Here is a 12,523-nt window from a genome sequence, read left to right as displayed (position 1 = left end):
GGCTTCAGCGTGGCAGGCATGATCCGGCCAACTCATCACGCATCTTAAATACCCCCCAAGGGTATAAAACCAGTAGAGCAGAGTATAGCCAGCCTGGTTCCGCAAGTGATCCACGCGATGACAAAAAACTGTCCTGCATCAAAAAAAACGACATGCCGTGGCATGGGCAGGCTGCCGACAAAGCCATCTGGTGCGATTGCACCGGACGTGGCAAAGCAGGGCCCTCCAACTCACTACCTGATTGCGCAGCCTTGCCATCTCTTCCCCCTCGCACTTTCATTACCGCACGTGTGAGGGGGCCAATAAACAGAAACCCCATGCCGTGGCATGGGGTTTCGAGGTGGGGTGCCGTGGGTTCAGCGGGCTTTTTCGGCGGCCAGCACACGCTGGCGGCGGCTTTCGGCCAGCACCATGCCGGAGGACACCGACACATTGAGGCTTTCCACCGTGCCACACATCGGAATGGACACCAGCACGTCGCAGTGCTCGCGCGTCAGGCGGCGCATGCCCTCGCCTTCCGAGCCCATCACCCAGGCCAGCGGACCAGCGGCATCCACATGGAACAGGTCGGTATCGGCTTCCATGGTGGTGCCGGCAATCCACACCCCGGCGTCCTTCAGGTCGCGCAGGGTGCGTGCCAGATTGGTGACGGTGATGTAGGGGATGACTTCTGCGGCACCGCAGGCCACTTTGGATACGGTGGCATTCAGCCCGGCCGAGCGGTCCTTGGGGGCAATCACCGCATGGGCGCCCATGGCGTCGGCCACGCGCAGGCAGGCACCCAGGTTATGCGGGTCGGTCACGCCGTCCAGAATCAGCAGCAGCGGCGGTTCGTTGAGGTTTTCCAGCACGTCGTCCAGGTCGACATGGTTGCGGCTGGCGTCAATCATCGCCACCACGCCCTGATGGCGGGCATTGCCGCTCATGCTGTCCAGCCTGGCCTTGTCGACAATGTGCAGCTTGATGCTTTCTGTTGCGGCCTTGTCCAGCACGGCCTTGGCACGCTCATCGTGGCGGCCGCCAGCCAGCCAGATTTCGATCAGGCTTTTCGGGTTCTGCCACAAGCGGGCGTTGATGGCATGAAAGCCGTGAATGAGTCGCTTGTTGCTCATGCGCTTGAAGCCTTGTAAACGGGAATGGGCGCTATTGTAGCTGCAAAGGGCGGCGCTTGCTGCCAAACCGCTGCCCGTTGCCCATCACAGACCGCCCTGCCAGTCGGCCAGTACGGCCAGACGGGCCGACTTGGCCAGTTGCTCGGCCAGTTGCGGGAACTCTGTCGCCGGAACCGGCTTGCCAAAGTGATAGCCCTGCAACAGGGTGCAGCCTTTCAGCTCCAGGAAATCTGCCTGGGCGGCATTCTCCACCCCTTCGGCCACCACCTTGAACTTGAGCTTCTTGGCCATGGCCAGGATGGCTTCGGCAATGGCGGCATTGTCTTCATCACCCGGCAGGCCGTCGACAAAGGAGCGGTCGATTTTCAGCGTATCCAGCGGGAAGCGCTTGAGATGGGACAGCGAGGAATAACCGGTGCCAAAGTCGTCAATCGACAGCCACACCCCCAGTGCTTTCAGTTCGGCCAGCTGGTGCACGGCCTCCACCGGGTTCTGCATGATCATGCTTTCGGTGATTTCCAGCTCCAGCCGGCAGGCATCCAGCCCGGTGGTTTGCAAGGCACGGGCCACATTGTCCACCAGCGTGGTCTGTTCGAACTGACGCGCCGACAGGTTGACCGCCACGCGCGGCACAAACAGCCCGGCATCGTCCCAGGCCTTGATCTGGCGGCAGGCTTCTTGCAGCACCCAGTCGCCAATCGGCTTGATCAGGCCGGTTTCTTCGGCCAGCGGAATGAAGCGCAGCGGCGGAATCAGCCCCAGTTGCGGGTGACGCCAGCGGATCAGCACCTCCACCCCGGACATGTCGCGGCTGGCGGCATTGAGTTGCGGCTGGTAGTGCAGTTCGAATTCGCCCCGCTCCAGCGCCTGGCGCATGCCGTTTTCCAGCAGCAGGCGCTCGAAGGTCTGGGTATTCATCTCTGCGTCAAAGAACTGGTAGGTGTTCTTGCCTGCGTCCTTGGCGCGGTACATGGCGACATCGGCGTTTTTCAGCAGGCTGCGTGCATCGGTGCCGTCATTGGGAAACACGCTGATGCCGATGCTGCCGGTGACAAACACTTCGTGTTCTTCCAGCCTGAGGCCACGGCCCAGCACGGTGAGGATGTCCTCGGCCAGCGCCGCCAGTTCCGCCTGATCGGCAAATTCGGTCAGCAGCAGGGTGAATTCGTCGCCACCTTGCCGCGCCAGCAGGCCGCGCTCACCCACCGAATTGGACAGCCGAATGGCAATTTCGCGCAGCAGTTCATCACCGGACTGGTGACCGAAGGAGTCGTTGATCAGCTTGAAACGGTCCAGGTCGATGAACATCACCGCCAGCGGGGTCGGCTCGCCGCTCATGTCGACAATGGCCTGTTCCAGCCGGCTGATCAGGCTGCTGCGGTTGGGCAGACGGGTGAGCGGGTCGTGATTGGCCAGAAACTGCAGACGCTCTTCGGCCTGCTTGCGCACGGTGATGTCGGAAAACACCGCCACGTAATTGCTGAGGAAGCCGCCGTCATCGCGCACCAGCGAAATGGACAGTTCAGCCGGATACCAGTCGCCATTCTTGCGCCGGTCGCGCATTTCGCCCTGCCAGTGGCCGTGCTGCGCCAGTGCTTCCAGCATTTGCTGGCTGACTGCGTCGTCATTTTCACTGAAGATGCGCGACAGCTTGCCCAGCGCCTCGTCTTCCGGGTAGCCGGTAATGCGGGTGAAGGCGTGGTTGACGGCGATGATGCGGGTATCGGAATCCAGAATCAGGATGCCTTCCGCCGAATTTTCGAACACCTTGCCTGCCAGCTTCAGATTGGTATCGGCGGCGATGCGATCGGAAATGTCCACCACCACGCCAATCAGCGCGGGCTTGCCGTCGTACTCCACCAGACGGCTGTGCACTTCCAGATCCACCAGATGGCCATCGCGACTGATGGCGCGGGTGGTGTAATGCATTACCTGGATGTTGTCGCGCAGGCGGCGCTTGATCTGCAGCCGGATGCGGCTGGCCTCGCTGGGCGGCAGCAGGCTTTCCAGCGGCATGTCCTGCATGTCTTCCGGACGATAGCCGACAATATCCGCCAGCTTGGGGTTGACGTACACCAGCCGCTCGTCCTGCAGGATGTAGATGCCGACCAGGGTTTGTTCCACCAGCGCCCAGTATTTTTCCTCGGCTTCCTTCTTGGCTTTTTGCTCTTCGCGGGTACGGGTGATGTCGGTATCCACGCTGCCTACCCCGGCCGGGCGGCCCTGGCTGTCGAACAGCGGAAACTTGGTCACCAGCATGGTGAAGGTGCTGCCGCCGGTGGTGAAGCTTTCTTCAAACTGGCGCGGCTCCAGGCAATTGAGTACCACTTCGTCCTGCTGCTGGATGCGCCGGGCATCATCAGGAGCAAAATAATCGCTCACCAGGCGGCCCACCATGGCGTACTCGGTAACGCCCAGCATGCGGCTGTAAGCGCGGTTGGCCAGCAGGAAGCGGCCGTCCAGCCCCTTGAGCGACATCATGTTGGGGCTGTTGTTGACCAGCGACTCCACCCGCGAGCGGAATTCGTTCAGCTCGTCTTCCTTGCGGCGGTGCACATCACTCAGCGTTGCCACCAGCAAGGAAGCCACGATGAAAGTGAGGCACAGCGCCGTTTCGGTCATCAGCTCGGTGCTGCCGGCATACAGGTAAAGACCGGGGAAAAAACCGGGCAGGGACAACAACAGACACAGCAGGGCACCGGACAGGCAGGCACCCAGCAAGCGGCCGCGGAAGGAGGCCCAGATCATCAGGGGAAAAAACAGTACCGGGCGCGGTATGGGCAAATCCTGTGCATTGCTTACCATGGAAGCCCATACAGCCAGCATCACCAGCAAGATCACCAGCAACTCCAGCAACCGACGCCGGTCGGGCAGGCTGCTCAGTCGCAACAGCGGCAGGCAGGAGGTCATGGCCAGCATGCAGCAGGCACCGGCCTGCGCCATCCACTGCAATACCTCGGGCAAACTGCCATGCCAGAAGGAATAGACGCCGAGCAAGGCAATGGGCGGAGCGGTGAAATAGGCACACACTTCCAGCAGGTTCAGCAACAGGCGGGAGATGGCCGAACCATCGGTTGAAGTGGCCGGTGACGCACGCAACAAATGTGCGCCCGGCAACAGCAGCAGCAAGGACAGGCTAAGGGCGGTCGCCCATGGCCATGGCAAATACTGGCTGGTCAGCAGCAGGGCTGCCGGCGGCCAGAACCACACCCGGCGCAAGCCGCGCCATAGCAGGCAGCCGGCAAACAGGCCGTGTGGCAGGAAACCGTACAAAGGAATCTCACCCAGGGCGCTCCTGGGCCATAGCAACAAGCTGGCGGCAAACACGGCAAAAGCCAGCCAGCCGGCAAACATCCCCTTAGTTTTCACTCTCCCAATCCTTTACAGCCACAGTCCGTCCATGCCCGGCAATGCCGGGCGGTGATTATTGGTATGAGGTACGGATATGTGGCGGGTCGCGGGCCTTGTGGCCTCTTGTAAATGGATGGCAAACACACCCATGGCGTGAAATGCCCGCTGGTATAATACTCGCAGATCCACGAATGTGAAGAAGAATGTTGGACACACTGCCTCGCATTGCCCCTGCCGGTCAGAAGACCTGCTGCCCTGCCCTGCCCGATGGCCTGGATGCTGCCGTACTGGCCGGCCTGGCCAAGGCCGGCCACACCCTGCTGGTGCTGACTGCCGATGCCCAGTCCGCACAACGGCTGAAGGCCGAGTTGCCCTGGTTTGCCCCCGACATCAAGGCGGCCTTGCTGCCTGACTGGGAGACGCTGCCTTACGACCATTTCTCGCCGCACGGCGAGCTGGTGAGCGAGCGGCTGGCCACCTTGTGGCAAATCCACCGCGGCGAATGCCAGGTGGTGATTGCACCGGTCAGCACCGCCATGACACGGCTCTCGCCGGTCAGCTACCTGCTGGGCCGCACCTTCTTGTTGCAAAGCAAGCAACAACTGGATGTGGAGCAACTGCGCGCCGACATGGTGATGGCAGGCTACAGCCACGTCACCCAGGTGATGGCGCCGGGCGAGTTTTCCATTCGTGGCGGCCTGGTGGACCTGTTCCCCATGGGCAGCACCCTGCCCTACCGCATCGACCTGTTCGACAAGGAAATCGACAGCCTGCGCACCTTCGACCCGGACAGCCAGCGCACGCTGTACCCGGTGCCGGAAATCCGCATGCTGCCGGCGCGCGAATATCCGGCGGACGAAAGCGGTGTCACCGCCTTCCGCCAGCATTACCGCGAGCGCATGGAAGGCGACCCGTCCAAGAGTCGCATCTATAAGGACGTCTCGGCCAATCTGTTCCCTGCCGGTATCGAGTACTACCTGCCGCTGTTCTTTGACGAAACCGCCACCCTGTTCGACTACGTGGGCGAAGCCGCCCTGGTGGTGCTGCACCGCGACGTGGCCGGTGCCGCCGACACCTTCTGGAAGGACGTACAGAACCGCTACCACATGGCACAGGGCGACCCGGAACGCCCGGTACTGCCACCGGCCGATGTGTTCTTGCGTCAGGACGAATTCCTTGGTCGCATCAAGCCTTATTCGCGCATTGAAATCCCGGCAGCAGGCGAAGCGGATGCCGCCGGCCTCACCCTGCCCGACCTGGCGGTCGAGCGCCGCGCCGACAACCCGCTGCACAAGCTGGCGCATTATCTGCAGACCAGCGGCCAGCGCGTGCTGCTGACGGCAGAAAGCCTGGGGCGGCGCGAAACCATGGTGCAGTTCCTGCAGGAACACGGCATCAAGCCACAACTGATCGACAACTGGCAGGAGTTTGCCAACGGCAACATGCCACTGGCGCTGGTGGTGGCCCCGCTGTATTCCGGCTTTGCCCAGCAGCAACCGCCGCTGTCCATCATCACCGAGAGCGAGCTGTATCAGCATATTGCGCGCAGCCACACCCGCCGCCGCCATGTGAAGATGAGCTCGGACTCCATGCTGCGCGATCTGGCCGAGGTGAAATCCGGCGACCCGGTGGTGCACGAGCAGCACGGCATCGGCCGCTATATCGGCCTGGTGTCAATGGACCTGGGCGAAGGCGAAACCGAGCTGATGCAGCTGGAGTACGCCGACAACGCCACGCTATACGTGCCGGTGAGCCAGCTGCACCTGATTTCGCGCTATGCCGGTGGCCCATCCGAACAGGCCCCGCTGCACAAGCTGGGCAACCCGGCCTGGGAAAAGGCCAAGAAGAAAGCCGCCGAAAAAGCGCGCGATACCGCCGCCGAGCTGCTTAACCTCTACGCCCAGCGCGCCGCGCGCGAAGGCCACAGTTTCACCCTGTCCCACCACGATTACGACGCCTTTGCCGCCGGTTTCGGTTTTGAAGAAACCATAGACCAGGCCAATGCCATCGAAGCCGTGATCCACGATATGTGCAGCGGCAAGCCGATGGACCGTCTGGTGTGCGGCGATGTGGGCTTCGGCAAGACCGAAGTCGCGCTGCGTGCCGCTTTTGTCGCGGTGATGGGCGGCAAGCAGGTGGCGCTGCTGGTGCCCACCACCTTGCTGGCCGAGCAGCATTTCCAGAACTTCTCCGACCGCTTCAACGACTGGCCGGTGAAGATTGCCGAGCTGTCGCGCTTTCGCAGCGCCAAGGAAAGCAAGGCCGCGCTGGCGGGCCTGGCCGAGGGCACGGTGGACATTGTCATCGGCACCCACAAGCTGGTGCAGCCGGATGTACAGTTCAAGAACCTGGGGCTGGTGATCATCGACGAAGAGCACCGCTTTGGCGTGCGCCAGAAGGAACAGCTCAAGCGCCTGCGCGCCAATGTGGACGTGCTTACCCTCACCGCCACACCGATTCCGCGCACGTTGTCGATGGCGCTGGAAGGACTGCGCGACTTCTCGGTCATCGCCACTGCGCCCAACCGCCGCCTGGCCGTGAAAACCTTCATCAGCCCGGCCAGCAACGGCGTGATCCGCGAGGCCATCCTGCGTGAACTCAAGCGTGGCGGTCAGGTGTTCTTCCTGCACAACGAAGTGGACACCATTGCCAACATGCAGGAAAAACTGGCCGAACTGGTGCCGGAAGCCCGCATCGGCGTGGCCCACGGCCAGTTGCGCGAACGCGAGCTGGAACAGGTAATGCGCGACTTCCTGCAACAGCGTTTCAATGTGCTGCTGTGCTCCACCATCATCGAAACCGGCATCGACATTCCCAATGCCAACACCATCCTGATCAACCGTGCCGACAAGTTCGGCCTGGCCCAGCTGCACCAGCTGCGTGGCCGGGTGGGCCGCAGCCATCATCAGGCCTATGCCTATCTGCTGACCCCGGACGGCATGACCAAGGACGCCGGCAAGCGGCTGGAAGCCATCCAGCTATCCGGCGAGCTGGGTGCCGGTTTCTATCTGGCCATGCACGATATGGAAATCCGTGGCGCGGGTGAGGTACTGGGCGAAGGCCAGTCGGGCGAAATGCAGGAAGTGGGTTTCTCGCTGTTTACCGAGATGCTCAAACAAGCGGTGCGCGACCTGAAAAAAGGCCGCGAGCCGGACCTGGACGCACCGCTGGGCGTCACCACCGAAATCAATCTGCACAGCCCGGCGCTGCTGCCGGATGCCTACTGCCCGGACGTGCATGAACGGCTGGTGCTGTACAAGCGCCTGGCCACCTGCGAAACCGAGCAGGACATCGATGCCATCCACGAGGAGCTGATCGACCGCTTCGGCCTGCCGCCGCAAACGGTGAAAACGCTGATCGAAAGCCACCGCCTGCGCCTGCTGGCCAAGCCGCTGGGCGTGGCCAAGCTGGACGCCAGCGAAGTGGCCATCCAGTTGCAGTTCATCAAGAACCCGCCGATCGACCCGATGAAGATCATCCAGCTGATCCAGAGCAAGAAGAACTACAAGCTGGCCGGTCAGGACAAGCTGCGGGTGGAGTCGAAGATAGAAGAAGTGGGCCTGCGCGTGGTGCGGGTGAAGGAGCTGCTGAAAGAACTGGGCTAGGTTCGGCCAGATCCCGCTCCACAACGCCTGCCGCCCGGTGCTGCAGGCGTTTTTTCTGTTTCCTGCATTGCCATATCGCAAAACAGGGAGGAAACAGGCTGGTCGCTCTTGTGGTGGCAGGGCTACACTGACAGTGCAACACGCAGTCTTCCTCATCCTTACAACAACAGGAAAATGCGATGACCCACTCCCGCTACCACGCCCCGCTGCAAGACCGCAGCACTGACGACGACGAAGACGACGATGTGAAACTGCCCGCCTTCCGCCGCTATGAATCACAAGGTGTGATCCGCCAGATTTCCTACTATCTGTCCGGCGAAATTGTCGACCCCATCCAGTACACCGACTTGCTGTACACCCTGCGCACTGCCAGTGCCACCGACCTGATCTTCCTGCACCTCAACACCCCCGGCGGCAATTTCGATACCGGCCTGCAGATCATCAACAACATCGCCGCCAGCGAGGCGCACGTCATCACCATTCTGGAAGCCCGCGCCTTTTCCATGGGCGCGCTGATCTTTCTGGCCGGGGACGAGCTGATCGTGCATGACACCTGCCAGTTGATGTTCCACAACTACTCATCCGCCTCGGTGGGCAAGGGTAACGAACAGGCAGCGCAGGTGATGGCCAGCCGCAAATGGTTCGACAAGGTGATGCGCAATGTCTGCCGCCCCTTCCTGAGTGATCAGGAACTGGAACGCATCAGCAAGGGCGAGGATATCTGGCTGGATACCGACGACATCCGCCGCCGCCTGCTGCATCTGCAAAAAGGAGAACCCGCCGTCAAGCCCAAAGGCACGCGGGCCAAGGTGAAACCGGTACCGGTCAGCGCCAGCGAAACCGACGCCGCCAAACCGGCACGCAGCAGCCGCAAGAGCAAGCCTGCCTGAGGCCACAAAATAGCGTAATGCCCCTGCGGCAAGCAGACACCACACCGCAGGGGTGTGGTGAGCCGCGCTCAATCCACAATGAACAGCCGCGCCCCGGTCCGGGTTGACGAGCGGTGCGGCTCGGCTTCATCGGCCACCTGATAACTCAGGCCGGGGGTCAGCATGAAGCGGCGGCCATCGGCCAGTTCGGTCAGCAACTCACCTTCCAGACACAGCAGGATATGACCCTTGCGACACCAGTGGTCGGCCACATAGCCGGGGCTGTACTCCACCATGCGCACGCGGATATTGCCGAACTGACAGGTACGCCACAGCGCCATGCCGCTTTCGCCGGGATGCTCGGTAGGGGCAATGGCCGACCAGTCGGTCACGCCAAACGGAATAGTGTCGATTTTCATACTGCGCTCCATCACGGGCTGGTCAAGCAGACAGCTTAACCCAGCACACCCGGTATGGAATGCAGCGGGCAGGAAAAGGCCCGGAGCTAGCTCCGGGCCTGCTGGTTGAAACGCTGCGGATTTATACCGCTTTTTGCTTGCCCTTGGACTTGCGCACCACAGCAACATCGCTGGCGGCATCGCGCAAATGCGCTTCGCACCAGGCCCGGCCATAGTAGCTGTCCAGCAGCAGCTGTTTGAGTTCGCTGATCAAGGGGTAGCGCGGATTGGCCCCGGTGCACTGGTCGTCAAACGCGGCTTCGGCCAACTGGTCGACCCGGGCCAGAAAGTCCGCCTCTTCCACGCCGGCTGCCTGAATCGACATGGGGATGTTGAGCATCTGCTTGAGCTCGTCCACCCACTGCACCAGTTTCTCCACCCGTTCGTGATCGCGCTCGCCTTCCAGCCCCAGATGACGGGCAATCTCGGCATAACGCGCCACGCTCTTGGGCCGGTCGTACTGGCTGAACGCGGTTTGCTTGGTCGGAATATCAGCCGCGTTGTAGCGGATGACATTGCTGATCAGCAAGGCATTGGCCAGACCATGCGCCAGGCCGAATTCCGCACCCAGCTTGTGCGCCATGGAGTGGCATACGCCCAGGAAGGCGTTGGCAAAGGCGATGCCGGCAATGCTGGCAGCGTTATGCACTTGCTCGCGCGCTTTCGGGTCGCGTGCGCCGTTCAGATAGGCCGATGGCAGGTAGTCCTTCAGCAGCTTCAGCGCCTGCAGGGCCTGCGGGTCGGAATACTCGTTGGCCATCACCGACACATAAGCTTCCAGCGCATGCGTCACCGCGTCGATGCCGCCAAAGGCGGTGAGCGACTTGGGCATGTCCATCACCAGATTGGCATCCACAATGGCCATGTGCGGAGTCAGCTCATAATCGGCAATCGGGTATTTCACCCCGGTTACTTCGTCGGTCACCACGGCAAACGGCGTGACTTCCGAGCCGGTGCCGGATGTGGTGGGCACCGCCACCAGCATGGCTTTGCCACCCAGCTTGGGGAACTGGTAAATGCGTTTACGGATGTCCATGAAGCGCAGCGCCAGATCGGCAAAATGCACTTCCGGGTGTTCGTACATCACCCAGATGATCTTGGCCGCATCCATCGGCGAGCCGCCGCCCAGCGCCATGATCACGTCCGGCTGGAAGGCATGGGCCAGTTCGGCACCCTTGCGCACCACGGCCAGCGTGGGGTCGGCAGGCACGTCGAAGAACACTTCCACTTCCAGGCCCATTTTTTTCAGCAGCCGCACCGGCTCATCCACAAAGCCGTGCTCCAGCAGGTAATGCCCGGTCACGATCAGGCAACGCTTTTTGTCCGCCAGGTCTTCCAGTGCCACCGGCAGGCAGCCACGACGGAAGTAAATGGACTTGGGCAGTTTGTGCCACAACATGTTTTCCGCCCTCTTGGCCACGGTTTTCTTGTTGATCAGGTGTTTGGGGCCGACGTTTTCCGAGATGGAATTACCACCCCAGGAACCGCAACCCAGCGTCAGCGACGGCGCCAGGCTGAAGTTGTACAAGTCGCCGATGCCGCCATGTGAGGACGGGGTGTTGATCAGGATGCGGGCGGTTTTCATCTTGTCGCCAAAATAGCGGATGCGCTCGCCTTGCAAGTCCTGATCGGTATACAGCGCCGAGGTGTGGCCGATACCGCCCAGTGCCACCAGTGCAGCAGCCTTGTCGCAGGCATCGGCAAAATCGCGGGCGCGGTACATGGCCAGCGTGGGCGACAGCTTTTCGTGGGCGAAGGCTTCGTCATTGCTCAGATCGCTCACTTCGCCAATCAGCACCTTGGTGTCCGCCGGTACGGTAATGCCGGCCATGGCGGCAATCTTCACCGCGCTCTGGCCGACAATCGCAGCATTCAGACTGCCACGGTTGAGGATGACACCCGCCACGGCGGCGGTTTGCTCTGCGCTGAGAATGTAACCGCCATGGCGCGAAAACCGTTCGCGCACGGCCTCGTAAATGCTGTCCACCACGATGACTGACTGCTCGGACGCACATACCACGCCGTTGTCGAAAGTCTTGGACATCAGGATGGAGGCCACGGCGCGCTTGATGTCGGCGGTTTCGTCGATCACCGCCGGGGTATTGCCTGCGCCCACGCCAATGGCGGGTTTGCCGGAGGAGTACGCGGCCTTCACCATGCCGGGGCCACCGGTGGCCAGAATCAGGTTGATATCCGGGTGCTGCATCAGTGCGTTGGACAACTCGACGCTAGGCTCGTCTATCCAGCCGATGATGTCCTGCGGCGCACCGGCAGCCACGGCGGCTTCCAGTACCAGCCGGGCGGCTTCGCAAGTGGAACGCCGCGCCCGCGGATGGGGCGAGAAGATGATGGCATTGCGGGTTTTCAGTGCGATCAGCGCCTTGAAAATGGCCGTGGAGGTAGGGTTGGTGGTGGGCACGATGCCGCACAGGATGCCAATAGGTTCGGCAATGGTGATGGTGCCGAAGCTGTCGTCTTCCGACAGCACGCCGCAAGTCTTTTCATCCTTGTACTTGTTGTAGATGTACTCGGAGGCAAAGTGATTCTTGATCACCTTGTCTTCCATCACCCCCATGCCGGTTTCCTCCACCGCCATGCGCGCCAGCGGAATGCGCGCATCCGCCGCGGCCAGCGCCGCGCTGCGGAAAATCACATCCACCTGCTGTTGGGAGAATTCGGCAAAAACCGCCTGCGCCTGTTTGACACGCGCTACCAGCGCATCGAGTTGTTCCAATGAAGATACCGACATGACACGACTCCAATGACAAAAAAGAAATCTGCCCGGGCTGCATGACATTCAGTTGATCGCCGTATTCATCCGGCAGGCTTTTTCAAATACAAACTGAATATACAGCCCTGCATGCTGTAATTAATCCACTACAACCATGCAAATAAAATTGTCAGACAAACAAGGCCAGCGCCTTTGTTTTACTGGAAAAATCATTATTAAAGGCAGATTACTCTTTTTATCTGTTCATCGTTTTGCGCCAGGCCAAGTAAACAAGTCGTCAGCAACATAAAACAGGATGTGCCGGTAAATCATTCAACAGCCAACCTCACCAGCTTGTAGTCTTGCACTTACAAAAACAGACTGAACAAAAAGAAAAACCGCCAGCGCGGATCAACGC

The 12,523-nt window shown here is 61.1% G+C and carries 6 protein-coding genes; 2 read left to right on the top strand and 4 right to left on the bottom strand.

Annotated elements, in window-relative coordinates:
• Positions 1-356 precede the first annotated feature (356 nt).
• Both rlmB and DKK66_RS11470 read right to left on the bottom strand, forming a co-directional pair.
• The gene (rlmB, locus tag DKK66_RS11475) at positions 357-1,112 is read right to left on the bottom strand and encodes a 23S rRNA (guanosine(2251)-2'-O)-methyltransferase RlmB (protein WP_045847262.1); all 756 of its coding nucleotides are present in this window, start codon (positions 1,110-1,112) and stop codon (positions 357-359) included.
• A gap of 84 nt (positions 1,113-1,196) precedes the next feature.
• Complete coding sequence (locus tag DKK66_RS11470) at positions 1,197-4,481, bottom strand: bifunctional diguanylate cyclase/phosphodiesterase (protein ID WP_242673484.1); 3,285 nt, start codon at positions 4,479-4,481, stop codon at positions 1,197-1,199.
• A gap of 185 nt (positions 4,482-4,666) precedes the next feature.
• Here DKK66_RS11470 and mfd point away from each other — a divergent pair, with 185 nt between their 5' ends.
• Both mfd and DKK66_RS11460 read left to right on the top strand, forming a co-directional pair.
• Complete coding sequence (gene mfd / locus DKK66_RS11465; protein ID WP_131358172.1) at positions 4,667-8,068, top strand: transcription-repair coupling factor; 3,402 nt, start codon at positions 4,667-4,669, stop codon at positions 8,066-8,068.
• 179 nt (positions 8,069-8,247) lie between these two features.
• Entirely contained in the window at positions 8,248-8,958 is a 711-nt protein-coding gene (locus DKK66_RS11460) for an ATP-dependent Clp protease proteolytic subunit (RefSeq protein ID WP_082695979.1), read from the top strand.
• A 68-nt stretch (positions 8,959-9,026) separates the two neighbouring features.
• Here DKK66_RS11460 and DKK66_RS11455 read toward each other — a convergent pair whose 3' ends face one another.
• Positions 9,027-9,356, bottom strand: a complete 330-nt coding sequence (locus tag DKK66_RS11455) for a DHCW motif cupin fold protein (RefSeq protein WP_131358169.1) — start codon at positions 9,354-9,356, stop codon at positions 9,027-9,029.
• A gap of 121 nt (positions 9,357-9,477) precedes the next feature.
• On the bottom strand, positions 9,478-12,144 hold the full coding sequence (gene adhE, locus DKK66_RS11450) for a bifunctional acetaldehyde-CoA/alcohol dehydrogenase (RefSeq protein WP_131358166.1): 2,667 nt from the start codon (positions 12,142-12,144) through the stop codon (positions 9,478-9,480).
• Positions 12,145-12,523: the final 379 nt, after the last annotated feature.

This window comes from Aquitalea sp. USM4 (assembly GCF_004328945.1).
In the GTDB taxonomy this organism is placed as follows: Bacteria; Pseudomonadota; Gammaproteobacteria; order Burkholderiales; family Chromobacteriaceae; genus Aquitalea; species Aquitalea pelogenes.
This window is presented reverse-complemented; position numbering and strand designations above follow the sequence as displayed.

Bases quoted from the DNA above. Each gene is read 5' to 3' on its own strand.
- rlmB (WP_045847262.1), bottom strand. From the start codon at position 1,112: ATGAGCAACAAGCGACTCATTCACGGCTTTCATGCCATCAACGCCCGC.
- mfd (WP_131358172.1), top strand. From the start codon at position 4,667: ATGTTGGACACACTGCCTCGCATTGCCCCTGCCGGTCAGAAGACCTGC.
- DKK66_RS11460 (WP_082695979.1), top strand. From the start codon at position 8,248: ATGACCCACTCCCGCTACCACGCCCCGCTGCAAGACCGCAGCACTGAC.
- DKK66_RS11455 (WP_131358169.1), bottom strand. From the start codon at position 9,356: ATGAAAATCGACACTATTCCGTTTGGCGTGACCGACTGGTCGGCCATT.
- adhE (WP_131358166.1), bottom strand. From the start codon at position 12,144: ATGTCGGTATCTTCATTGGAACAACTCGATGCGCTGGTAGCGCGTGTC.